This is a genomic window from Burkholderia sp. AU30198, from assembly GCF_020419825.1.
Classification (GTDB): domain Bacteria; phylum Pseudomonadota; class Gammaproteobacteria; order Burkholderiales; family Burkholderiaceae; genus Burkholderia.
This window is the reverse complement of the sequence record NZ_JAIZSA010000004.1, coordinates 43,314-67,564: the sequence shown is the minus strand read 5'-3', so window position 1 is coordinate 67,564 and position 24,251 is coordinate 43,314. Positions and strand designations below refer to the sequence as shown.

Below are 24,251 nucleotides of genomic sequence, written 5' to 3'. Positions count from 1 at the left end.
TTTTTTCGTCCGCCGCGCGGGTTCAGTCGCGCTCGAACAGCGCGATCGATTCGACGTGCGACGTATTCGGGAACATGTTCACGACGCCGGCGCCCTTCAGGCGGTAGCCGGCCTCGTGCACGAGCAGGCCCGCGTCGCGTGCCAGCGTCGACGGGTTGCACGACACGTAGACGATCCGCTTCGGCAGCGGGCCTTCACCGCTCTGCGCGATCTCGGCCAGCGCCTTCGACACCGCGAGCGCGCCTTCGCGCGGCGGGTCGATCAGGAACTTGTCGAACGCGCCGAGCGCACGCATGTCGTCGCCCGTCACTTCGAACAGGTTCCGGCACGCGAACGTCGTGTGGCCGTCGACACCGTTCTCGCGCGCATTCGCCAGCGCGCGCGTCGTCAGCGTGTCGCTGCCCTCGATGCCCATCACTTCGCGCGACAGCCGCGCGAGCGGCAGCGTGAAGTTGCCGATCCCGCAGAACAGGTCGAGCACGCGGTCGTCGCGCGACGGCGCGAGCAGGCGCAGCGCACGGCCCACCAGCACGCGGTTGATCTGATGGTTGACCTGCGTGAAGTCGGTCGGCTTGAACGGCATGCGGATACCGAATTCCGGCAGCGTGTAGTCGAGCGACACGTCGAGCGGATAGAACGGCGTCACCGTATCGGGGCCCTTCGGCTGCAGCCAGAACTGCACCTTGTGCTCGTCCGCGAACGCGCGCAGCAACGCCTCGTCGTCCGCGTTGATCGGCTCCAGCACACGCAGCACGAGTGCCGTGACTTCCGAGCCGACCGCGAGCTCGATCTGCGGCATCCGATCGCGGATCGACAGCCCTTCGACGAGCCGGCGCAGCGGCACGAGCATCGCCGACACGTGCGGCGGCAGCACTTCGCAGCTCGTCATGTCGGCAACATAGCTGCTCTTCTTCTCGTGGAACCCGACCAGCACGCCGCCCTTCTTCGCGACGTTGCGCACGGTCAGGCGTGCACGGTAGCGATAGCCCCACGACGGGCCATGGATCGGCGCGAACATCGTTTCCGCGCGCAGCTTTGCCAGGTGCCACAGATTGTCCTCGAGCACGCGCTGCTTGACCGCCACCTGCGCGCGCATGTCGAGATGCTGCATCGAACAGCCGCCGCAGGTGCCGAAGAACGTGCACTTCGGCTGCGTGCGCATCACGCTCGGGCGCAGAATGTCGACAACCGTCGCCTGCTCGTAGCTCGGCTTGCGGCGGAAGCTCGAATAGGTCACGCGCTCGCCCGGCAGCGCCCCCTCGACGAAGATGACCTTGCCCGGCTCGCCGTCCTCGGTGATCGTGCGGCCGACACCGCGCGCTTCCATGTCGAGCGATTCGATCTCGAGAACCGGGGCGGGCCCGGGCGCGACGGGCGCATTTCTAGATTTGCGCGCAGAAGTGGGGACGGCTTCGGACACCAGCTTTTCCTGACAAACGTTGAAGAAGGCGAGATTGTAGACGACGAAGGCCCGCATCGCCCGCTTTGCATGAGGCAAGCGTCGATACTTAAGCATAGACGCCCCGGCATTGCGCCGGAGCGGCCACGCGGGCCGCCCGGGAGCACCCGCGGCCGAGGCGGCCGCGGAGCCGATCGGAATCCGCCCTCGGCCCGAAATTCGCCCGACAGGAGATTCGACCATGCGACTGATCGACTGGAACATCCAATGGGGTCGGGACGCGGATGGCGTCGTCGATCTTTCGTGCACCGTCGCGGCAATCCGCGGGCTCGGCGACTTCGACGTGCTATGCCTGCAGGAAGTCACGCGCGGCTTCAGCGCACTGCCCGGCCGGCCCGGCAACGACCAGTTCGCCGAACTCGCGGCGCTGCTGCCCGGCCATACGATCATCGAAGCGATCGGCGCCGACCTGCCGCCCATCGAAGCCGGTGCACCGCGCCGTCAGTTCGGCAACGCGATCGCGACCCGGCTGCCGGTCGGGCGCGTGCTCCGCCAGTTGCTGCCGTGGCCGGCCGACGCCGGCGCGCCGTCGATGCCGCGCATCGCGCTCGACGTCGAGTTGCAGGCGCCCTTCGGGCCGCTGCGGGTGGTCACCACGCATCTGGAATATTATTCGGCGCGCCAGCGGATCGCGCAGGTCGATGCACTGCGTGACCGGCATCGTGAGGCCTGCGCGCACGCGGCACGACCGGCGCCTGCCGAAACCGCCGAGGGGCCGTTCAGCGCGACCGGCCAGCCATGCGATGCGATCGTCTGCGGCGATTTCAACAGCGCGTTCGGCAGCGATGCCTATCGCCGATTCCTCGAGCCGATCGCAGACGCACCGCGTTTCGTCGACGCGTGGGTCGCTCGGCACCCCGGCCGCACGCCACCGCCGACGGCGGGCGTCTACGATACGGTGCAATGGTCGGAGGGGCCGCTCGCGTGCGACTTCGTGTTCGTGACCGATACGCTACTGCCACGCGTCACGCACTGCGAGATCGACGGCGACGTGCGCGCGTCGGATCACCAGCCGGTGCTGCTCGAACTCGATTGATCGCGACGCCGGCCGCGGGGCACACGTCACCCGCGCTACGCGTCGAAGCCGGCCAGGTATTCGGCCCAGTGCGACGCCGGCTCCTGCGCAAGCGAGTTCTTCACGAGCAGGATTTCGTCCGCGTATTCGCTCGGCGTGAGGCCGCCGCGCATCAACTGGAACCGGCAATACAGCAGGTAGGTATTGACGACGTCGGTTTCGCAATAGTTGCGGATTGCCTCGATCTGCCCGTTCTGGAACGCCGGCCACACCTGGCTGCCGTCCATCCCGAGCTTGCCCGGAAAGCCGCACATCTTCGCGAGCGCGTCGAGCGGCGCGTTTGCGCGTGCCTGATACATCGCGAGCACATCCATCAGGTCGGTATGCCGCGAGTGGTAACGCGAGATGTAGTTGTTCCACTTGAATTCGCGGTCGTCCTCGCCGAGATCCCAGTAGCGGGTCGCGGGGATGCCGTGCACGAGCGCGCGGTAATGGAGAACCGGCAGATCGAAGCCGCCGCCGTTCCACGACACGAGCTGCGGCGTGTATTTCTCGATCACGCGGTAGAACGACTGGATCAGTGCCGCCTCGTTGTCCTGCAGCGTGCCGAGCGAACGAACGCGAAAACCGTTGTTGTCGCGGAACACGCACGAGATCGCCGCGATGCGCTGCAGGTGGTGCGGCAGGAAATCGCTACCGGTCTTCTCGCGACGGGCGGCGAACGCATGTTCGGCCACCGCGGCATCGTCGAGCGTCGCGGGCAGGTCTTCCAGACGGCGAATGCCGTCGACATCGGGAATCGTCTCGATGTCAAAAACAAGAATCGGAGTCATCAGTTACAGAACGGCGTCCTTGCGCACGCCGTTGGAGGCAAAAAACCGCTTGAGGCGCACCAGCGCTTCCTGCTGGATCTGGCGCACGCGCTCGCGCGTGAGCCCCATCTCGTCGGCCAGCTCCTCGAGCGTCGCCGGTTCGATGTGGTTCAGGCCGAAGCGGCGCTCGATCACATGCCGATGCTTGTCGGACAGCCGCGACAGCCACGCGCGCGTCAGCGTCTCGAGCTCGCGGTGCTGCACCTCGGCGTCGGGCGACTGGCTCTGGTCGTCGGGCAGCAGGTCGAGCAGGCTGCTCGCAGGGTCGAGGTCGAGCGGCGCGTCGAGCGACGCCGTGTGCTCGTTGAGCGCGAGGATATCGGTGACTTCCTCGGCGGTCTTGCCGGTGAGATAGGCGATGTCGTCGATGCTGGCTTCACGGCGCTCGGCCGCTTCGCCCGTCGACATCGAATTCTTTTCGAGGTGGCGCTTCGCGCGCAACACCTGGTTCAGCTCGCGGATCACATGCACGGGCAGGCGCACCGTGCGGGCCTGGTTCATGATCGCGCGCTCGATGCTTTGCCGGATCCACCACGTCGCATAGGTCGAAAAACGAAAGCCGCGCGTCGGGTCGAATTTTTCGATCGCGTGCATCAGGCCGAGGTTGCCTTCCTCGATCAGGTCGAGCAGCGGCACGCCACGGTTCAGATACCCCTTCGCGATGCTGACGACGAGGCGCAGGTTGCGCTCGATCATCACCTGCCGCGCCTCGAATTCGCCGGCCTTGGCCAGACGCGAATAGCGCTGCTCTTCCTCGACGGTGAGCAGCGGCTTCACGCTGATGCGGTTCAGGTAATGCTGGATCGTGTCGGCCGTGAGCTCGGCCTGCAGCATCGTGCGGAAATCGTCGACGTCGGGCGCCGCCTCCGAGCGGCCTTCGCGCTCGTCGTCGCCACCCTCCGCGTCGGCGTCGCGTGCCTCGAGGTCACGCTCGTTGTCCGCAACGTCGTCTTCGTCGTCCGTCGAAGCACCAGCTCGCCCCACCGACGCTTGCGTGGCACGACTGATCTTCTCAGACTCGGCTTGCGGCTCGTGGCGCTTCGATTTCGGCATGGTCGTCTCGGTTATTGAGGCGGCAAATACTTCAGCGGATCGACAGGTTTACCCTGCCGGCGAACCTCGAAATGCAGCATCACGCGGTCGGAATCGCTGTTCCCCATCTCGGCGATCTTCTGCCCCTTCGTTACCGCGTCCCCCTCTTTTACCATCAAAGCGCGATTGTGTGCATACGCCGTGAGGTAAGTTGCATCGTGCTTGATGATAATGAGGTTGCCGTAGCCGCGCAGGCCATTGCCGGAGTAGACGACGCGGCCGTCGGCCGCCGCCTTCACGGTCTCGCCGGCCGACCCGCCGATATTGACGCCCTTGTTCTTCGCGTCGTCGAAACCGTTCAGCACCGGACCGCGCGCGGGCCACGCGAACGTCACGGGGCCACTCGGCGCGGCGGCCGTATCGCTCGATGCGGCGGCCGCGGCAGGCGACGGCGCAACCGAGGACGACGTGCCGGCGGCCGGCGTTGCCGGGCCGCTGCTGAGCGGCGCGGTCGCAACGGCGGCGCCCGCGATCGGCGCGGCGACCTGCGTGCCCGCAACAGCGGCACCGGCCTGCGGCGAAACGCGCAGCAGCTGGTCGACTTCAATCTGATTCGGGTTCGCCAGGTTGTTCCACGCGGCGATGTCGCGATAGTTCTGCCCGTTTTCGAGTGCGATCCGGTACAGCGTGTCGCCCGGCTTCACCCGGTAGTAACCCGGCGGTGCCGGCGGGAGCGGCGCCGCGGGCTGCGCGGTGCCGGTCGTGCCGAGTGAACCGGAGCGATCGACGACGGGCGCGTTGTCGAGCCGCGTCGCACAGGCGGCCAGTAGCGTGGAGAACGCAGCTACGCAGATCGCGCGCTGGGCGAGCGTGAGCGGTTCCCTGGAACGGTTGTTTTGCATCGCGCGCAACATACTCATCGGTTTCAAATTACTCCGGATTTTAAAGGGACAAAGAAAACGCGATCAAGCCGTGACTCTCTCCATTGCGCGTGCGCGACGCGCTCGACGAGCGTGAGCACCTGGTGCTGCCCGCTCTGAGCGCCGACCGGCGCGACGAGCCGTCCGCCGATCGCGAGCTGCTCGAGCAGCGCCTGCGGCACGTCGAGCCCCGCCGCCGCGATCACGATCGCGTCGAACGGGGCCGCGGACGGCAGGCCGACACGCCCGTCGCCGTAGTGCAGACGGATGTTCGGCACGCGCAGTGGCCGCAGGTTCAGCTTCGCGCGCTCGTAGAGCGGCTTGATGCGTTCAATCGAATACACGTCGCGTGCCACGTGGCTCAGCACGGCGGCCTGATAGCCGCACCCCGTGCCGATCTCGAGGACGCGCTCGAGCGTGCGGCCGGCCATCGCGAGCTCGATCATGCGCGCGACAACCGACGGCTTTGAAATGGTCTGCTGGTGGCCGATCGGCAACGCCGAATCCTCGTAGGCCTGCGTCGCAAGCCCGGGATCCACGAACAGGTGACGCGGCACGGCCGCCATCGCTTCCAGCACGCGCGCGTCGGTCACGCCGTTCGCGCGCAACCGTTCGACCATCCGTTCGCGCACACGTTCCGACGTGAGCGCGAACGCGCCGACCGGCGCGACGCTCGGCGCGGCCGGCTTCGGCATCGCAGGCTTCAGCGCGGTCGGCTTCGGCGCGGTCGCGGGCTTCGCGGCCGCGGAGCCGGGCAACGCCGTGCGCGCCGCAGCGGGCTTCACCGCAACCGGTTTCAGCGCGGCGGCGGGCTTGTCGGCGGCCTTCGATACCGCGACCGCCGCATGGCGTTCGCCGGCCCGACCTTCCGACTTGCGTGGCGCTCGCTTGAGATCTTCGAGCGCGAGCGGGAACCGCTTCGCGCGCTCGCCGCTCATGAAGCCCGCCCTCCGGCGCGCGCCCATTCGCGCGTCGCGGGAAGCATCTGCGTATGTGTGAGGTCCAGCTGCAGCGGCGTGATCGACACGAAACCGTTTGCCACCGCGTGGAAATCGGTGCCATCGCTGGCATCCATCGCTTCGCCCGCCGCGCCGATCCAGTAGATCGGTTCGCCGCGCGGGTCGGTCTGGCGAATCACCGGCTGCGACGGATGACGCTTGCCGAGGCGCGTGACCTTCCAGCCTTTCAGTTCGTCGTAAGGCAGGTTCGGAATGTTCACGTTCAGCAGCGGCTGGCCCGGCAGCGGATGCGCAAGGTAGTGCTCGACGATTTCCGCGGCGACGCGCGCGGCGTCCGCCAGATGGGCCCAGCCCTTGTCGGCCAGCGAGAACGCAATGGCCGGTACGCCGAACATGATGCCTTCGGTGGCGGCCGCAACTGTCCCCGAATAGAGCGTGTCTTCGCCCATGTTCTGGCCGTTGTTGATTCCGGAAACGACGAGATCCGGCCTGGCGTCGGCCATCCCTGTCAACGCGACGTGCACCGAATCGGTCGGCGTGCCGTTCACGTAGAAGAAACCCGTACTCGCCGCGCGCTGCACCGACAGCGGCCGCGACAGCGTGAGGGAATTCGACGCGCCGCTGCAGTTCTGCTCGGGCGCGATCACCGTGAGTTCGGCCAGCGGCTTCAGCGCGTCGCTGAGCGCCGCGAGACCGGGGGCGAGATAGCCGTCGTCGTTGCTGAGTAGGATTCGCATCCGGCGATTGTAACCGAGGAAAGATGGCGCGAGAGCGACAGTCCGGCGGCGGCGGACGGACCACTGCGGGCGCCCGCGCACACTGTGCCGCCGCGTTGCGCGGCGGCGTTCCGCGCGCTCAGGAAAACGTCGAGCCGCCGCGGGTTTTCCGCCGCCAACGGAGCCCCCTTGGGGAATGCCCCCTTCGGGGAGCCTGGCGTGAAGCGGCAGGCCCGAGGACGCTCAAATTGCGCCCGCGTCGCGCAGTGCGGCAATCGCCTGCGCGTCGTAGCCGAGGCCCCGCAGCACCTCGTCCGTATGCTCGCCGAGCTCCGGCCCGAGCCAGCGTGTTTCGCCCGGCGTGTCGGACAGCTTCGGCGTGATGTTCGGCAGCGGAATGTCGGTGCCGTCGGCCAGCTTGAAGCGCTGGATCATCTGCCGCGCGACGAACTGCGGATCGGTGAACATGTCGGCGGCGCTGTAGATGCGCCCGGCCGGCACATCGGCCGCGTTGAGCACGACGAGCGCTTCATCGATCGTGCGCGGCGCGAGCCACGCGGCAATCGCGTCGTCGATCTCCTGCGTGCGCGGCACGCGCCCGTCGTTTTGCGCGAGCGCGGGATCGTCGGCGAGGTCGTCGCGCTCGATCGCCTTCATCAGCCGCTTGAAGATCGGATCGCTGTTGCCGCCGATCACGATGCTGCCGTCGCGGCACGCATACGTATTCGACGGCACGATGCCCGGCAGCGACGCACCGGTGCGCTCGCGCACCATCCCGTACACGCCGTATTCGGGCACCACGCTTTCCATCATGTTGAAGACGGCTTCATACAGTGCAACGTCGACCACCTGCCCCGCACCGCCGTTGACCTTGCGGTGATGCAATGCCATCAGCGCGCCGATCACGCCGTGCAGCGCGGCGATCGAATCGCCGATCGAAATGCCGATGCGCGGCGGCGGCAGCTCGGGATAGCCGGTGATGTGACGCAGCCCGCCCATCGATTCGGCGATCGCGCCGAAGCCGGGCCGGTCGCGGTACGGGCCCGTCTGCCCGTAGCCGGACAGGCGCACCATCACGAGGCCCGGGTTGTCGGCCGACAGCACGTCGTAGCCGAGCCCGAGCTTTTCGAGCAGGCCCGGGCGGAAGTTCTCGATCACGATATCGGCCTCGCGCGCGAGCTGCCGCGCGATCGCCTTGCCGGCATCGGCCTTCAGGTTGAGCGTGACCGATTTCTTGTTGCGCGCCTGGACGGACCACCACAGCGACGTGCCGCCCTGCTCCGGATGGAGCTTGCGCCACTTGCGCAGCGGGTCGCCGCCGTTCGGATCCTCGATCTTGATCACTTCCGCGCCGAATTCGGCAAACAGCCGCGACGCGAACGGTCCCGCGATCAGCGTGCCGAATTCGAGCACTTTGACGCCCGCGAGCGGGCCCTGGCTGGTGCTCATGTGTCTCCCTGGCATGAGGAACGGCGCCGCCGGCCGGCGGCGCCCGGCTTACATCGTGCGACGGTCGAGCATCGCGCGGGCGATGGTGCCCGCGTCGACATATTCGAGCTCACCGCCCACCGGCACGCCGCGCGCGAGGCGCGTGACCGCGAGGCCACGCGCCTTCAGCGTCTGGCCGAGGTAGTGCGCGGTGGCTTCGCCCTCGTTCGTGAAGTTGGTCGCAAGCACGACTTCCTTGACGACGCCGTCGGACGCGCGCCGCACGAGGCGGTCGAAATGGATTTCCTTCGGACCGATTCCGTCGAGCGGGCTCAGCCGGCCCATCAGCACGAAATACAGCCCGCGGTAAGTCATCGTCTGCTCGAGCATGATCTGGTCGGCAGGCGTCTCGACGACGCACAGCAGCGTCGGATCACGCTCCTCGTCGCTACAGACCTCGCAGATCTGCGCTTCGGTGAACGTGTTGCACTTCTCGCAGTGCTGCAGGTGCTCGGTCGCGAACAGCAGCGACCGGCCGAGCCGCTCCGCGCCCTCCCGATCGTGCTGCATCAGGTGGACCGCCATGCGCTGGGCGGATTTCGGCCCGACGCCGGGCAGCACGCGCAACGCTTCGACGAGAGCGGACAGGGCGGACGGCTGTTTCATACGGCAGCAAAAAGTGGCACGGACGCTGCGCTCAGAACGGCAGCTTGAAGCCCGGGGGCAGCGGCAGGCCCGACGTCATGCCGCTCATCTTTTCCTGCGACGTCGCTTCGGCCTTGCGCACGGCGTCGTTGACCGCAGCCGCGACGAGATCCTCGAGCATGTCCTTGTCGTCCGCGAGCAGGCTCGGGTCGATCGACACGCGACGCACTTCGTTGCGGCACGTCATCGTCACCTTGACGAGGCCGGCGCCCGACTGCCCTTCGACTTCGATCAGCGCAAGCTGCTCCTGCATCTTCTTCATGTTTTCCTGCATTTGCTGCGCTTGCTTCATCAGTCCGGCGAGGTTGCCTTTCAACATGGGAATACTCCTTCTTGATCGTGTGAAAACCGGCACGCGGCGCGTGCCGGCCAATGTGTGGGCGTGATTGTGCCTGTCGCGGGGCGGTCAGTTCAATGCAGCGTCGGCGGCGGGCCGTCCGGCGCCGCGTCGGCGAGCGGGCGCACCGAACCCTCGACGATACGCGCACCGAAGTCGCGCACGAGTTGCTGGACGAATGGATCGCCGTGAATCTCCTGCTCGGCTTCGCGCTGGCGCGCCGCGCGCGCGGCCGCATCGAGTGCCGCCGCCGTACGCCGTGCGGGCCCGACTTCGACGGCCACCTCGACCGCCTTGCCGAGCGCATCGGCCAGCGCGGCCTTCAGCTTCGCCACCTGCGCGGCGTCCGCATATTGCGGCACCGGCACGGAAAGTTTCAACGTCGTCGCATCGACGGCCGTCAGTTCGCTGTTGAATGCGAGCTGGTACGCCACGCCCTTGAGCGGCAGCCGTGTGGCCAGCGCCGGCCATTCGCCGTCGAAGCCAACCGGATCGAGTGTGATCGCGGGCGGCAACGGACGCGTATCGACCGGTGCGGACTGACGGGTGTCCGCCGGCTGCGGCATCACGCGCACATCGTCGGGGCCGCTGTCGAACACCGGCACGAAGCCATCGTCGGGCGGACCGCCGAACATCTCGTCGGCACTGAGCGGCACGTAGTCGTCCGGCGGAATGTCCTCCCACGGCGGCGAGGCCTGGCGCGAATCGGCCGCCTGCGGCGCACGGGCCGCCGCGCGCGGCGTCGGCACCTGCACGGCGGCGGGGCGCGGCGCGGCCGGCTTCTCGGCAGCCGGCTGGGCTGCCGGTTTCGCGGCGGCGCCTGCGCGCCCGCGATCGGACGACACGCGCATCCCCGCATTGCGCAGCACGTCGAGCGCGGCGGCGGCACCGCCGGAACGCGCTGACGGACGCGCAGCGGGCTCGGGCGGCGCAGCGCGCGCCACCGGTTCGGCCGGCGCAGCCGGCTCGTCGCTTCGCTGCGCAACGGCAGCCGGCGGCTCGGGTTCCTTGCGGACGGGTGCCGGCGTTTCGCCGGCCGGCTCTGCTTGCGGTGCTGCGGCCGTCTGCGGCTGCGGCGTCTCGATGACTGGCGCGTCAACCGGGGCCGGCGCGGATGCCTGAACGGCAGCCGGCTTCACGGGCGGCTTGTCTGCTTCGTCGCCAGACTGCACCGGTGCGGCACGCAATACCGGTGCCGCGGGCGCAACCGGTGCGGCAGACTGCGGCCGCGCTGCTTCGGCAGGTGCGGCCGAGACCGGCTTCGCCACAGCGGCCGATACCGCCGCCACGCGCGGACCCGGCACTGCACGCGGCACGGACGGCTGGCCACCCGGCGCACTGCCGGCGGCAACCGCCGGCTCGAACGCGAGCATCCGCAGCAGCGTCATCGTGAACCCGGCGTACTCGTCCGGCGCCAGGCCGAGCTCGGCGCGACCGACCGTCGCGATCTGATAGAACAGCTGGACCTGCTCGGGGCTCAGCGTGTCGGCGAAGCGGCGCAGGTCGCTCGCTTCGGGCCATTCGTCGAGCACCGAACCCGGCGCGAACTGTGCCCACGCGATCCGGTGCAACAGGCTCGCGAGATCCTGAAGCGCGGTCGAGAACGACAGGCTGCGCAGCGACATCTCGTCGGCAATCGCGAGGATTTCCGGGCCGCTGGCCGCTGCAAGCGCGTCGAGCAAACGCACCATGTAAGTCTGGTCGAGCGCGCCGAGCATGCCCGACACGGCCGACTCGGTCACCTCGTTCGCCGAATAGGCGATCGCCTGGTCGGTAAGCGACAGCGCGTCGCGCATGCTGCCCTGCGCGGCACGCGCGAGCAGGCGCAGCGCCTGCGACTCGAACGTGATCTGCTCTTCGCCGAGGATCCGTTCGAGATGCGACACGATGTGCCCGGCCGGCATCTGCTTCAGGTTGAACTGCAGGCAGCGCGACAGCACGGTGACGGGAATTTTCTGCGGATCGGTCGTCGCGAGGATGAACTTGACGTGCGGCGGCGGCTCTTCGAGCGTCTTCAGCATCGCGTTGAACGCGTGATTCGTCAGCATGTGCACTTCGTCGATCATGTAGACCTTGAAGCGCGCATCGACAGGCGCGTACACCGCGCGCTCGAGCAGCGCCGCCATTTCGTCGACGCCGCGGTTGCTTGCGGCGTCCATCTCGACGTAATCGACGAAACGCCCTTCGTCGATCTCGCGACAGGCACGGCACACGCCGCACGGCTGCGACGTGACGCCGGTTTCACAGTTGAGTGCCTTGGCGAAGATCCGCGACAGCGTCGTCTTGCCGACACCGCGGGTTCCGGTAAACAGATAGGCGTGATGGAGACGCCCGCCGTCGAGCGCGTGCGTAAGCGCCCTGACGACGTGCTCCTGGCCGACGAGCGAAGCGAAATCCTTCGGACGCCACTTGCGTGCGAGAACTTGATAGGTCATCGGGAAATTGTATCAGTAACGCTGCGTCGCGCCGACACGCGAAACGGTGCGGAGGACAGGCAATGCGCAGGTAAAACGGAGTGTGATGCAGAAATAAAAAACGCCCGGCGAATGGGGCGAGAAGGAAGGTGACGAGCCCAACCCTCGGCACTGGCGGAAAACGATTGTGGCTGCTTCGTTCCCGACCTGACCAGGTTCACCGCCCCACCATGCGAGGAGGCCCGTCACGGCATATTCTATCACCGCTTCCGAACGAATGCGACCGTTTGTTCGCATCAATGCGAATATGACCAGACAAACCGGCGCGCATCGCACGGCACGCAGTACCCCCCGAATCGAAATGCATGCGCACCCACCCCTTGTAATTTGCGCGCCAGCCTCCACCTGCTGGACACAACGGTCGAACGTCGCGTCGTACCCCTACTCGCGTAGCGGCTACTATCGCCGCCCGCAGCAGATAGCAATTTAGGCTAATATGACGCCCGAACGACCCGCGAGCCGCGGCATGCAGCGCTTACACCCCTCCTTTCCGGAGAGCGGAGTGACCTGCCGCAGCGGCCGGCAGCCAACGGCGGCCGGCGCGCCGCAACGCGCAAGCAGGCAGTCCCCGAACCGTAAGAGGTATTGACCCAATGAGCGAACAGATCAAACACATCAGCGACGCATCGTTCGAACAGGACGTCGTCAAATCCGACAAGCCCGTGCTCGTCGATTTCTGGGCCGAATGGTGCGGCCCGTGCAAGATGATCGCCCCGATCCTCGACGAAGTCGCGAAGGACTACGGCGACAAGCTGCAGATCGCGAAGATCAACGTCGACGACAACCAGGCAACGCCCGCGAAGTTCGGCGTGCGCGGCATCCCGACGCTGATCCTGTTCAAGAACGGCGCGGCCGCCGCGCAGAAGGTCGGCGCGCTGTCGAAGTCGCAGCTCACCGCATTCCTGGACAGCCACCTGTAATACCGGCCGTTCCACGGACGTGTTGTCAACCGGCAACACGTCCGGCATCAAGCCGCCGATCGCTCGCTCAAGCGCGAATCGGCCTATGCTAGAATTAAAAAACGTCTACAAGACGCATTTAAGTCTCTGAGCGCTTCCGCTCGCCCTCCTCCCTTTATTTCTTTCGTCGTCTCCTCCCTGGCGGGTTCTCCGTATGCATTTATCCGAGCTCAAGTCTCTGCACGTCTCCGAACTGATCGAAATGGCTAATGGCCTTGAGATCGAAAACGCGAACCGCCTGCGCAAGCAGGAACTGATGTTCGCCATTCTCAAAAAGCGCGCCAAGACGGGAGAGACGATCTTCGGCGACGGTACGCTCGAAGTGCTGCCGGACGGCTTCGGCTTCCTGCGCTCGCCGGAAATGTCGTACCTCGCGAGCACCGACGACATCTACATCAGCCCGTCGCAGATCCGCCGCTTCAACCTGCATACCGGCGACACCATCGAAGGTGAAGTCCGCACGCCGAAGGACGGCGAGCGCTACTTCGCGCTGGTGAAGGTCGACAAAGTCAACGGGCAGCCGCCCGAGGCCTCGAAACACAAGATCATGTTCGAGAACCTCACGCCGCTGCACCCGAACAAGCCGCTGTCGCTCGAACGCGAAATGCGCGGCGAGGAAAACGTCACGGGCCGCATCATCGACATGATCGCGCCGATCGGCAAGGGCCAGCGCGGCCTGCTCGTCGCGTCGCCGAAGTCCGGCAAGACCGTGATGCTCCAGCACATCGCACACGCGATCAAGCAGAACCACCCGGACGTGATCCTGTTCGTGCTGCTGATCGACGAGCGCCCTGAAGAAGTGACCGAAATGCAGCGCTCGGTCGCCGGCGAAGTGATCGCATCGACGTTCGACGAACCGGCCACGCGCCACGTCCAGGTCGCCGAAATGGTGATCGAGAAGGCCAAGCGCCTCGTCGAAATGAAGCACGACGTCGTGATTCTGCTCGACTCGATCACGCGTCTCGCCCGCGCGTACAACACCGTGATCCCGGCATCGGGCAAGGTGCTGACGGGTGGTGTCGACGCGAACGCGCTGCAACGTCCGAAGCGCTTCTTCGGCGCGGCGCGCAACATCGAGGAAGGCGGCTCGCTGACGATCATCGGCACCGCGCTGATCGAAACCGGCAGCCGCATGGACGACGTGATCTACGAAGAGTTCAAGGGCACCGGCAACATGGAAGTGCACCTCGAGCGCCGTCTCGCGGAAAAGCGCGTGTATCCGTCGATCAACCTGAACAAGTCGGGCACGCGTCGCGAAGAAATGCTGATCAAGCCCGAGATCCTTCAGAAGATCTGGGTGCTGCGCAAGTTCATCCACGACATGGACGAAGTCGAGGCGATGGAATTCCTGCTCGACAAGATCCGCCAGACGAAGAGCAACTCCGAGTTCTTCGACCTGATGCGCCGCGGCGGCTGATCACCCCCGCCCCGCACCCCAAAACGGCCGCCCGCGCATTCTGCCCGGCGGCCGTTTTTTGGCATCAACCTGAACGTGAACGTACAGGTTGATCTATAATCGCGTCATCGCCCCACCCCGCGCCTCCCGATGCCGAACGACGCCCCCACCTCGCCGCTGACCGTGAGCGATGCCGCATCGCGGCTCGGCGTCACGCCGCGCACGCTGAAGTATTACGAAGAGCGCGGGCTCGTCACGCCGACGCGCAGCGAAGGCCGCTACCGCCTCTACGACGAAGCCGACCTCGAGCGCTTCGCGCGCATCCTGCGGCTGCGCGCGCTCGGCTTCTCGCTGCACGGCATCACCGAGATGCTGAAGCGCCCGCTGGAAGAAACGGGCGACGGCCGGCGCCGCTATTCGGACGCGTCGCTGCGCGACATCCGTACCAGCCTTGCCGAGCAGGTCGACACGCTCGACCGGCGGATCGCGGCCGTCCAGCGCGAACTGAAGGAAGCCGTCGCGCTGCGCAAGGAACTGCAGCACGACATCGACTACGTCGAGCGGCGTCTTGCCGGCGAAAACCCCGATGCGTTGATCGCGCAGCGGCAGGCCGAAGCCGGCACGCGGCGCGTGCGCAAGGATCGCGAATGAACGCGATGCCCGGTCGCCCGCCGCTATGGAGCCGCGCGAACCTGCGCGCGGACCTGTTCCCGTGGGCGCTCGCGCTCGTCACCGGCATCGACTACTTCGACAACGCGATCTTCTCGTTCTTCGCGAGCTACATCGCGGGTGGCATCAACGCATCGCCCGACGAACTCGTGTGGTCGTCGAGCGCCTACGCGGTCACGGCCGTGCTCGGCATCCTGCAACAGCAATGGTGGGTCGACCGCCTCGGCCATCGCCGCTACGTCGCCGGCTGCATGCTGATGTTCTCGCTCGGCGCGATCGCGGCCGCGCTCGCCGACACGTCGCTCGAACTCGCGTTCGCGCGCGGCTTCCAGGGGTATTTCATCGGCCCGATGATGGGCGCGTGCCGGATCCTGATCCAGATCAGTTTCAAGCCGCAGGAACGGCCGCCCGCGACGCGCGCGTTCCTGATCATGATCCTGCTCGGCAGCGCGCTCGCGCCGATTGCGGGCGGCCTGCTCGTCGCGCATTCGACGTGGCGCGCGCTGTTCGCGTGCTCGGCGCCCGCCGGCATCGCGTTCGCGATCCTCGCGCTGCTCACGCTGCCCGATTCGGGCCGGACACCCGACGACGAACGCGGCTCCGGACACTTCTGGCCATATGTCGTGTTCGCACTCGCGCAAGGCGCGCTGCAGATCGTGCTGCAGCAGGTGCATTACCAGCTCTACAGCGGCTCGCCGATGCTGATCCTGCTGACGATCGCGGGGATCGGCGCGCTTGCGTGGTTCGCGTATCACCAGTGGAACCATCCGACGCCGCTCGTGCGGCTGCACGCGTTTCGCGAGCGGACGTTCCAGGTCGGGCTGCTGCTCTACATGTTCTATTACTACGAGTCGACAGGCTTCAGCTACCTGACGTCGCGGTTTCTCGAAGGCGGGCTCGGCTACCCGGTCGAGAACGCCGGGCGGCTGGTGGGTACGATGTCGCTGATCTCGGCCACCGCGCTGTTCGCGTACCTGCGTTACGCGAAGTTCGTCACGCACAAGAAATGGTTCGTCGTGCCGGGGTTCGCGATCGCCGTCACGGCCGCGCTGTGGATGACGCGGATGACGCCGCAGGTCGGCGAAGCCGCGCTGATCGTCCCGCTGCTGCTGCGCGGGCTGCTGCTGCTCTTCATCGTGCTGCCGGTGGCCAACCTGACGTTCCGGATCTTCGCGATCGACGAATATACGCACGGCTACCGGCTGAAGAACATCGTGCGGCAACTGACGATCTCGTTCGCGACGTCGTCGGTGATCATCGTCGAGCAGCACCGGCTCGCCGTGCACCAGACGCGGCTCGTCGAGCGCGTGAACGTGTTCGATCCGCTGTTCCAGCAGACCGTCGACACGCTCGCGCGCAGCTACGCGGCCGCCGGTCACGCGCTGAACGAAGCGCACGCGCTCGCGATCGCGTCGATCGCGCGGATGGTCGCGCAGCAGGCGTCGTTCCTCGCGTCGCTCGACGGCTTTTACTTCCTGGCGGGCGTGGCGCTCGTCGGCGGCCTCTTTGCGGCATGGCAAAAAGAGATCGATTGAGTTAAAAGACAGGCTTTGGATTTCCGCGAGCCGCCTTCATGCTCTCGAAACTGACCCGCTGGTTCGACGACCGCCGCCGCGACCGCGCGCTGCGCAGCCACCCGATCCCCGACGCGCTGTGGCAGGACACCGTCGAGCGCCTGCCGTTCCTCGCGGCGCTGTCGCCCGACGCGCTCGGCCGGCTGCGCGAGCTGACGAGCCTGTTCATCGCGAAGAAATCGTTCTCGACCGCGCACGGGCTCGAGCTGACCGACGCGATGATCGTCGCGATCGCCGCGCAAGCCTGCCTGCCGGTGCTGAATCTCGACCTGTCGCTGTACGACGGCTGGGTCGGCGTCGTCGTGTATCCGGGCGAATTCTTGATCCGCAAGACGGTGCAGGACGAGGACGGCGTCGTCCACGAAGTCGAGCAGGATGCGAGCGGCGAGGCCTGGGAAGGCGGCCCCGTGATCCTGTCGTGGGAAGACGCGCAGATGACGGACGGCCGCGACGCGTACAACGTCGTGATCCACGAGTTCGCGCACAAGATCGACATGCTCAACGGCGCGGCCGACGGCTATCCGCCCCTGTTTCGCCGCTGGCACGCGCCGCACCTCGATGCGCAGGCCTGGGCCGACGTGTTCGAGCACGCGTACGACCAGTTCTGCGCGCGCGTCGACGCGGTGCCGGACCGCGCGTGGGCGCGCTTCGAGCGGGACTCGCTGATCGACCCGTATGCGGCCGACCACCCGTCGGAATTCTTCGCGGTGTGCAGCGAAGCGCTGTTCGTGCGGCCGAAAGCGTTCGAGTCCGAATTTCCTGAGTTGTACCGGCTGCTCGCGCGCTACTACCGTCAGGATCCGGCCGGCATTGGCGCACTCGACGCACCATGAAAATTATTCGTCAACCATCTGATTTTCTGGCATAATCGCCGCTTTTCGACCTTAGGCAAGTGGCTCGCGCCGGGCTTGGCGTCGTCTGGTTTGCGCAATGTGCGCGCTCCGGCACGGCAAGCGGCGGGTTGGCTACCGCTCTCACCAAGGAAAGACCATGAAAGAAGGCATCCACCCGAATTACCGCGAAGTCGTCTTCCAAGACATGTCGAACGGCTTCAAGTTCATCACGCGCTCGACGATCCAGACGCGCGAAAACATCGAACTCGACGGCAAGACCTACCCGCTCGCCAAGATCGAAGTGTCGTCGGAATCGCACTCGTTCTACACGGGTCAGCAAAAGATCATGGACACGGCAGGCCGTGTCGAGAAGTTCAAGAACAAGTTCGGCGTTCGCGCCAGCGGCAAGGCGAAGTAAGCTTCGCATTGCATCCGGTGGCTGCATTGCACCGGTGTCGCACAAAAGGGCAGCCCAGGCTGCCCTTTTTTGTCTCTGCTCGCCCGGAAGGCGCCGGCCGGCGCCCGGGCAACGACCTGACGCGTAACAGCGGGCGCGTCTACAATGCCGGATGCTCGAAACCGGCTCGACCGCGCGCATCCGCGCCGGCCGCCCGCCCATAACAAATCGCTCATCTGCATGAAGCCTGTCGTCCGTCTCACCGCCTCCGCCACGCGCGCGCTACCGCGCTGGCTGCTGCTCACGCTCTGCTTCGTCTACGCAGCGTTCGGCCTGTTCGGCCGCGACCCGTGGAAGAACGAGGACGCGGCAGGCTTTGGCGTGATGTGGACGATGGCCAAGGGCGGCTGGCACGACTGGCTGCTGCCGAACCTGGTCGGCAAGTTCATCACGACCGACGGGCCGCTCAGCTACTGGCTCGGTGCGCTGTCGATCCGCGGCCTCGGCCCGTGGGTCGACGCGAGCAACGCGTCGCGTGTCGATACCGGTGTGCTGTTCTGCGTCGCGTGCGCATTCGTCTGGTACGCGGCCTACCTGCTCGGCCGGCGTGCCGAGGTCCAGCCGTTCAAATACGCATTCGGCGGCGAACCCGAGCCGCGCGACTACGGCCGCACGCTCGCCGACGGCGCGCTGCTGGTGCTCGTCGCCTGCTTCGGCCTCGCGGAGCGCGGGCACGAAACGACGCCGCAGCTCGCACAGTTCGCCTGGATCGCGATGCTCGTCTACGGAATCGTGCGCGGCATCGACAAGCCGATGCAAGGCGCGCTGTGGTGGGGCCTCTCGATCGGCCTCGTCGCGCTGTCCGGCAACCCGGTGCTGGTCGTCGCCCTGCTCGCCGGTACGGCCGTGCTGTGGCTCGTCACGCCCGAGATGCGCAACCTGTGCCTGCCGCTGGTTGGCGTGCCGCTCGCGGCCGCGATCTTCGCGCTGTGGCCGCTGGCCGCGTTCGTCGCGGCGCCCGACGACGCCGCATGGTTCTTCAACCAGTGGATCCACGGCAGCCTGATGCGCTTTTCGGGCCCGCCGACCGCGGTGCTCGGCTACGCGGCGAAGAACCTGCCGCTGTTCACGTGGCCTGCCTGGCCGCTCGCGATCTGGGCGTGGTGGAGCTGGGCCGGCATGCGCCGCCGGGCGCACATCGCGATTCCGCTGTCGGTCGCGGTGCCGCTCGTCGCACTCGTGATCCTGCAGAGCCAGCAGTCGAACCGCATGTACATGCTGCTGCTGCCGCCGCTCGCGGTACTCGCGACGTTCGCGCTGCCGACCCTCAAGCGTGGCGCGATCAACGCGATCGACTGGTTCGCGGTGCTGAGCTTCACGATCCTCGGCACCTTCGTATGGCTCGTGTGGCTCGCGTCGCTGACGGGCTTCCCGCATCCGCTCGCGCGCAACCTCGCCCGCCTCGTGCCCGGCTACGAACCGCACTTCAAGATCCTGTCGTTCGTCTGCGCGGTGATCGCCACGGTGTGCTGGTGCTTCCTGGTGCGCTGGCGCATCTCGCGGCAGCCGAAGGTACTGTGGCGCAGCGTCGTGCTGTCGGGTGCCGGCACCACGCTGATGTGGGTGCTGTTGATGACGCTGTGGCTGCCGATCGTCAACTACGGCCGGACCTATCGCGATGTCGCCCAGCAGATCGCCGTGCACCTGCCGTCCGACTACGAGTGCATCTCGCCCGTGCGGCTCGGTGACGCGCAGATCGCGACCTTCGCGTATTTCGGCAACATGCGCTTCGATTTCTCCGGCGACTGCGACGTGATCCTGCGCCAGGACCATGCGGACTTCGGCGAGCCGAGCTCGATGTCGCAATATGTGTGGCGCCTCGTGTGGGAAGGCCGCCGCGTCGCCGACCGCGACGAGCGCTTCCGCCTGTACGAGCGCATCGAACGGCCGAAGCCCCCCGTCAAGCGACGTCCGCCGCGCCGCCAGCCGGCCGACTGACGATGTTCGGCGATATCCGCCGGATCGTCGGTCTCGCGTGGCCGGTGCTCGTCGGCCAGCTCGCGATCATCGCGTTCGGCGTGATCGACACCGCGATGGTCGGGCGCTACTCGGCCGTCGACCTGGCCGCACTCGGGCTCGGCTCGTCGATCTACATATCGATCTATATCGGCCTGACGGGCATCCTGTCCGCGCTGCAGCCGATCACCGGGCAACTGTACGGCGCGCGGCGCTATGCCGAGATCGGCGAGGAAGTGCGCCAGGCGCTATGGCTCGCGCTGCTGCTCGCGGTGCCTGGCTTCCTCCTGCTGCATTTTCCCGAACCGCTGCTGCGCGTCGCGCACACGCCCGCCGCGTTGCACGACCGCACCGTCGACTACCTGCGCATCCTGTCGTACGGGCTGCCCGCCAGCCTCGTGTTCCGCATCTACAACGCGCTGACCAACGCGGCCGGCAAGCCGCGCCTCGCGATGATCCTGCAGATCGGCGCGCTGCTGCTCAAGTTTCCGCTCAACGTGTGGTTCATCTTCGGCGGGTTCGGCGTGCCGGCCCTCGGCGGCCCGGGGTGCGGGCTCGCGAGCACGCTGATCAACTGGGCGCTCGCGCTGATCGGCTACACGCTGCTCGCGAAGCTCGACGTGTTCGCGCCGCTCGCGATCTTCTCGCGCTTCTGCTGGCCGGTCTGGGAACGCCAGAAGGCAATCCTGAAACTCGGTGTGCCGATGGGCCTGTCGTACCTGATCGAGGTCACGTCGTACACGTGCATGGCGCTGTTCATCGCGCAGTTCGGCACGACGACGCTCGCCGGCCATCAGATCGCCGGCAACATCGGCGCCGTGCTGTACATGACGCCGCTGTCGATCGGCGTAGCGGCGTCGACGCTGGTCGCGCGCGCGCTCGGCGCCGGACGGCCCGAGGAAGCCCGGCTGCTCGGCCGGCACAGCGTGATCTTCGCGTGCGGCATTGCCGCGACCTACGGCCTGCTCGTGTTCGTGCTGCGCCCGCTGATCATCGGCGGCTATACGCCGAACCCGGCCGTCGCCGCGGCCGCGATGCCCCTCGTCGCGATCGTCGCGTGCTACCACGTCTTCGACGCGGTGCAGGTCACGTCGGCGTTCGTGCTGCGCGCCTACAAGGTCGCGGTCGTGCCGACCGTGATCTATGCGGTCGCGCTGTGGGGCGTCGGGCTCAGCGGCGGCTACGTGCTCGGCTTCGACGTGGGCGGCATCGCACCCGCATGGCTGACCGGCGCGCGCGGCTTCTGGTTTGCGAACACGATCAGCCTGGCGCTCGCGGGCGCCGGGCTCGTGCTGTATCTGCGCCACGTCAGTCGCGCGCATGCTGCCGCGTCCACGTCCGCCTGACACGCCGCCCGTTACGTCTCCTCCAGCACGTCCGCCGCGTGATACGACGACCGCACGAGCGGGCCGGCGACGACTTCCCTGAAACCGAGCAATAGCGCCTCGTCACGCCATGCGGCGAATGCGTCCGGGCTCACGTAGCGTCGCACCGGCAAATGGTGCGCGGACGGCGCGAGGTACTGGCCGAGCGTCAGCACGTCGACGTCATGCGCCCGCAGGTCGCGCAGCGTGTCGCGCACTTCGTCGTCGCACTCGCCCAGCCCGAGCATCAACCCCGATTTCGTCACCAGCCCGGGCCGCGCCCGCTTCGCCTGCGCGAGCAGTTCGAGCGAACCACGATAGTCGGCGCCCGGCCGCGCCGCACGATACAGCGATGGCACCGTCTCGATGTTGTGGTTGAACACGTCGGGCCACGCCGTCGATAGCGCCTCCAGCGCGCGGGAGACGCGGCCGCGAAAGTCCGGCGTCAGCACTTCGACGCCGATGCCCGGCACGCTCGCGCGCACCGCCGCGATACACGCGGCGAAATGCGCGGCGCCGCCGTCGCGCAGGTCGTCGCGGTCGACCGACGTGATCACGACGTAGCGCAGCCCGAGTGCCGCGGCCGCATCGGCCAGCCGCGCCGGCTCGTCGGGATCGAGCGGCTCGGGACGGCCGTGCGCGACGTCGCAGAACGGGCAGCGCCGCGTGCACAACCCGCCCATGATCATGAAGGTCGCCGTGCGCTGCGCGAAGCATTCGCCAATGTTCGGGCACATCGCCTCCTCGCAGACGGAATGCAGCCGATGGTCGCGCAGCACGGCCGCCATGTCGGCGACCGCCGCGCTCATCATCGGCCGCGCGCGCAGCCACGGCGGCTTCGGCAACGCCGCGCCGGCCGCGGGCTCGACGCGCACCGGAATGCGCGCGAGCTTGTCGCGGCTTCGCGAGCCCGGCTGGCCGAGCGCCGTGAGGCTGGGTCGTTCGAGCGCGGCGGCCATCGTCAGTCTCCGAGAAACGCAACGATCAGGCGGTTCACGTCAGCGGCCGCCTCCATCTGCACCATGTGCCCGCTGCCTGCGATCACCTCGGCACGCACGCCGTCCGGCAGGCCCTGCGCGTGCTGCGCAGGGATCACCTGGTCGCGCTCGCCCCAGATCACGAGCGTGCGCGGTGCAAGCGTCGCGAGCCGGTCGCGGAACACGCGCCGCTGGGCGGCGCCGTCGAACGCGGCATGCGCGATCTTTTCGAGCGCGGCCTGCACGCCCTCGAGCCGCTTGTACTTGACCAGATCCTCGACGAGTTGCCGCGTGACCAGCGCGTTGTCCGCGAACAGCGCGCCGAGGTGCGGCTTCAGCGTGTTGCGGCTGTTGCCGGCGACGAAGCCGTCGATGTAAGCACGGTTGATGTCGGTGCCGAGCCCCGCGCTCGCGATCAGCGTCAACGACGCGACACGTTGCGGTGCGCGCTCGGCCACCGCCATCGCGACCGCGCCGCCCATCGAATGGCCGATCAGGTGGGCTTGGTCGATGCCCTTCGCATCGAGCAGCGCGAGCACCGCGTCGGCCAGTTCATCGAGGCTGCCCGTCTCGACCGCCTTGCCCGATTCGCCGTGACCGGGCAGGTCGAGCGCCCACACCGGCCGGTGCGCGGCGAGATCCGCGTGATTGAACAGCCAGTTGTTCAGGTCGCCGCCGAAGCCGTGGATCAGCACGGCGGGCGTGCCGCTGCCTTCGCCGAGCTTCAGGAAGCGCACCGTCCGGCCGCCGATCTGCGCCTTTTCGGTCTGCGGGCCCGCCGCTTCGTCGGCGGCCGCGCTCGGCACGAAATCGCGCTGGAAATCCGCGATTGCCGCATCGATATCCGCATCGCTCGCCTCGGCGGCCGCGACGACGCCGAGCAGCGCGCCGACCGGCAGCGTCTCGCCTTCCTGCGCGACCTGCCGGCGCAGGGTCCCGTCGAACGCGCATTCGACGCCCGACGAGATCTTGTCGGTCTCGACGTCGAGCACTTCGTCGCCCTTCGTCACGCGCTCGCCAATCGCCTTCAGCCAGCCGTTGACCTGCCCCTGCTCCATCGACAGCCCCCACTTGGGCATCGTGATCATGTGAATCGACATCGTGTCAGCTCCTCGTCTTCAGGACCGCCTGCGCAATCGCATCGGCGGACGGGATATACAGGTCTTCCAGCACGCTCGCGAACGGCGCGGGCGTATGCGGTGCGGTCACGAGCTCGATCGGCGCCTTCAGCGCATGGAACGCGCGCTGCGCGACGAGCGCGGCGATGTCGGTCGCGATCGAGCAGCGCGGGTTCGCTTCGTCGACGACCACCACGCGCCCGGTGCGCTCCGCGCTTTCGAGGATCGTTTCCTCGTCGAGCGGCGACGTCGTGCGCAGGTCGATCACGTCGACCTGGATGCCGTCCTTCGCGAGCTTCGCGGCCGCGTCCATCGCAAGGTGCACCATCCGGCCATACGTGACGATCGTCGCGTCGTCGCCGTCGCGCATCACGTTCGCTTCACCGAACGGAATCGCATAGGACTCCTCCGGCACATCGCCTTCGCGGGTATAGAGCAGCTTGTGTTCGAGGAAGATCACCGGATCGTTGTCGCGGATCGCCTGGATCAGCAGCCCCTTCGCGTCGTACGGCGTCGACGGGCACACGACCTTCAGCCCCGGAATGTGCGTGAACAGCGACGTGAGCATCTGCGAATGCTGCGCGGCCGCGCGCAAGCCGGCGCCGTACATCGCGCGGATCACGACCGGCGTCACGGCCTTGCCGCCGAACATGTAGCGGAACTTGGCGGCCTGGTTGAAGATCTGGTCGAAGCACACGCCCATGAAATCGATGAACATCAGCTCCGCGACGGGCCGCATCCCGCACGCGGCAGCGCCGACCGCCGCGCCGATGTAGCCGCCTTCGGACAGCGGCGTATCGAGCACGCGGCCCGGAAATTTGTGGAACAACCCCTTCGTCACGCCGAGCACGCCGCCCCACGCGTCGTCCTCACCCGGCGCGCCCGCGCCGCCTGCATTGTCTTCGCCCATCACGATCACGCTGTCGTCGCGCGCCATTTCCTGCGCGAGCGCCTCGTTGATCGCCTGCGAATAAGTGATCTTCCTTGCCATGTCTGTCTCCTGGAATGTTCGGTTCGCCGTGCCGGCCTCA

The 24,251-nt window shown here is 67.2% G+C and carries 22 protein-coding genes and 1 other RNA gene; 9 read left to right on the top strand and 14 right to left on the bottom strand.

Features of this window, described 5'->3' with window-relative positions; all coding sequences use genetic code 11:
- Positions 1-22: 22 nt before the first annotated feature.
- Positions 23-1,477, bottom strand: a complete 1,455-nt coding sequence (gene rlmD / locus LGN19_RS11295) for a 23S rRNA (uracil(1939)-C(5))-methyltransferase RlmD (protein ID WP_264173011.1) — start codon at positions 1,475-1,477, stop codon at positions 23-25.
- A 163-nt stretch (positions 1,478-1,640) separates the two neighbouring features.
- On the opposite strand from rlmD, the gene LGN19_RS11290 reads away from it, so the two are divergent.
- Positions 1,641-2,495 carry an endonuclease/exonuclease/phosphatase family protein gene (locus tag LGN19_RS11290; protein ID WP_226214661.1) on the top strand — a complete coding sequence of 285 codons (855 nt, stop codon included), beginning with the start codon at positions 1,641-1,643 and terminating at the stop codon, positions 2,493-2,495.
- A 35-nt stretch (positions 2,496-2,530) separates the two neighbouring features.
- Here the strand turns inward: LGN19_RS11290 and LGN19_RS11285 are convergent, their stop codons facing one another.
- From LGN19_RS11285 to ffs, 10 genes are all read right to left on the bottom strand, one after another.
- A complete protein-coding gene (locus LGN19_RS11285; RefSeq protein WP_122945556.1) occupies positions 2,531-3,307 on the bottom strand; it encodes a 3'-5' exonuclease in 777 nt (258 codons plus the stop codon).
- 3 nt (positions 3,308-3,310) lie between these two features.
- Entirely contained in the window at positions 3,311-4,399 is a 1,089-nt protein-coding gene (gene rpoS / locus LGN19_RS11280) for an RNA polymerase sigma factor RpoS (RefSeq protein ID WP_122945557.1), read from the bottom strand.
- A gap of 11 nt (positions 4,400-4,410) precedes the next feature.
- Entirely contained in the window at positions 4,411-5,298 is an 888-nt protein-coding gene (locus tag LGN19_RS11275) for a peptidoglycan DD-metalloendopeptidase family protein (protein ID WP_226214654.1), read from the bottom strand.
- A gap of 5 nt (positions 5,299-5,303) precedes the next feature.
- Positions 5,304-6,236, bottom strand: a complete 933-nt coding sequence (locus tag LGN19_RS11270; protein ID WP_226214649.1) for a protein-L-isoaspartate(D-aspartate) O-methyltransferase — start codon at positions 6,234-6,236, stop codon at positions 5,304-5,306.
- Entirely contained in the window at positions 6,233-6,994 is a 762-nt protein-coding gene (surE, locus tag LGN19_RS11265; RefSeq protein ID WP_175221878.1) for a 5'/3'-nucleotidase SurE, read from the bottom strand. The genes LGN19_RS11270 and surE overlap by 4 nt, the downstream gene beginning before the upstream one ends.
- A gap of 222 nt (positions 6,995-7,216) precedes the next feature.
- Complete coding sequence (locus LGN19_RS11260; protein WP_122945560.1) at positions 7,217-8,422, bottom strand: CaiB/BaiF CoA transferase family protein; 1,206 nt, start codon at positions 8,420-8,422, stop codon at positions 7,217-7,219.
- 48 nt (positions 8,423-8,470) lie between these two features.
- On the bottom strand, positions 8,471-9,067 hold the full coding sequence (gene recR, locus LGN19_RS11255) for a recombination mediator RecR (RefSeq protein ID WP_006478665.1): 597 nt from the start codon (positions 9,065-9,067) through the stop codon (positions 8,471-8,473).
- A 31-nt stretch (positions 9,068-9,098) separates the two neighbouring features.
- Positions 9,099-9,425, bottom strand: coding sequence for a YbaB/EbfC family nucleoid-associated protein (locus LGN19_RS11250; protein WP_043188249.1), 327 nt, complete (start codon positions 9,423-9,425; stop codon positions 9,099-9,101).
- 92 nt (positions 9,426-9,517) lie between these two features.
- Positions 9,518-11,878: a DNA polymerase III subunit gamma/tau gene (locus LGN19_RS11245; RefSeq protein ID WP_226214647.1), complete on the bottom strand. Its 2,361-nt coding sequence runs from the start codon at positions 11,876-11,878 to the stop codon at positions 9,518-9,520.
- A 127-nt stretch (positions 11,879-12,005) separates the two neighbouring features.
- An RNA gene (ffs, locus tag LGN19_RS11240) (signal recognition particle sRNA small type) lies at positions 12,006-12,104 on the bottom strand.
- A gap of 406 nt (positions 12,105-12,510) precedes the next feature.
- Here ffs and trxA point away from each other — a divergent pair.
- The 8 genes from trxA to LGN19_RS11200 all read left to right on the top strand — a co-directional run bounded on the left by trxA (position 12,511) and on the right by LGN19_RS11200 (position 21,107).
- Positions 12,511-12,837 (top strand): thioredoxin TrxA, encoded by a 327-nt coding sequence (trxA, locus tag LGN19_RS11235; RefSeq protein WP_006402348.1) that lies wholly within the window; start codon positions 12,511-12,513, stop codon positions 12,835-12,837.
- A gap of 193 nt (positions 12,838-13,030) precedes the next feature.
- Entirely contained in the window at positions 13,031-14,293 is a 1,263-nt protein-coding gene (gene rho / locus LGN19_RS11230; RefSeq protein WP_006478662.1) for a transcription termination factor Rho, read from the top strand.
- Positions 14,294-14,422: 129 nt separating this feature from the next.
- Entirely contained in the window at positions 14,423-14,923 is a 501-nt protein-coding gene (locus LGN19_RS11225; protein ID WP_174960986.1) for a MerR family transcriptional regulator, read from the top strand.
- Complete coding sequence (locus tag LGN19_RS11220) at positions 14,920-16,476, top strand: MFS transporter (protein ID WP_226214645.1); 1,557 nt, start codon at positions 14,920-14,922, stop codon at positions 16,474-16,476. Before LGN19_RS11225 ends, LGN19_RS11220 begins: the two co-directional genes overlap by 4 nt.
- A 38-nt stretch (positions 16,477-16,514) precedes the next feature.
- Positions 16,515-17,348, top strand: a complete 834-nt coding sequence (locus LGN19_RS11215) for a zinc-dependent peptidase (protein WP_226214643.1) — start codon at positions 16,515-16,517, stop codon at positions 17,346-17,348.
- Between the two features lie 157 nt (positions 17,349-17,505).
- Positions 17,506-17,766: a type B 50S ribosomal protein L31 gene (locus LGN19_RS11210; protein WP_006753671.1), complete on the top strand. Its 261-nt coding sequence runs from the start codon at positions 17,506-17,508 to the stop codon at positions 17,764-17,766.
- A gap of 144 nt (positions 17,767-17,910) precedes the next feature.
- Complete coding sequence (locus LGN19_RS11205) at positions 17,911-19,743, top strand: ArnT family glycosyltransferase (protein WP_122945565.1); 1,833 nt, start codon at positions 17,911-17,913, stop codon at positions 19,741-19,743.
- A gap of 2 nt (positions 19,744-19,745) precedes the next feature.
- The gene (locus LGN19_RS11200) at positions 19,746-21,107 is read left to right on the top strand and encodes an MATE family efflux transporter (RefSeq protein ID WP_226214641.1); all 1,362 of its coding nucleotides are present in this window, start codon (positions 19,746-19,748) and stop codon (positions 21,105-21,107) included.
- A gap of 11 nt (positions 21,108-21,118) precedes the next feature.
- On the opposite strand, the gene lipA is transcribed toward LGN19_RS11200, so the two are convergent.
- Genes lipA through LGN19_RS11185 form a run of 3 tightly spaced genes read right to left on the bottom strand, consistent with a single transcriptional unit; the run spans position 21,119 to position 24,211 of the window.
- Positions 21,119-22,084 carry a lipoyl synthase gene (gene lipA / locus LGN19_RS11195; protein WP_226214634.1) on the bottom strand — a complete coding sequence of 322 codons (966 nt, stop codon included), beginning with the start codon at positions 22,082-22,084 and terminating at the stop codon, positions 21,119-21,121.
- A gap of 2 nt (positions 22,085-22,086) precedes the next feature.
- Positions 22,087-23,202, bottom strand: coding sequence for an acetoin dehydrogenase dihydrolipoyllysine-residue acetyltransferase subunit (locus LGN19_RS11190; RefSeq protein WP_226214632.1), 1,116 nt, complete (start codon positions 23,200-23,202; stop codon positions 22,087-22,089).
- 4 nt (positions 23,203-23,206) lie between these two features.
- The gene (locus LGN19_RS11185) at positions 23,207-24,211 is read right to left on the bottom strand and encodes an alpha-ketoacid dehydrogenase subunit beta (RefSeq protein WP_048021073.1); all 1,005 of its coding nucleotides are present in this window, start codon (positions 24,209-24,211) and stop codon (positions 23,207-23,209) included.
- Positions 24,212-24,251: the final 40 nt, after the last annotated feature.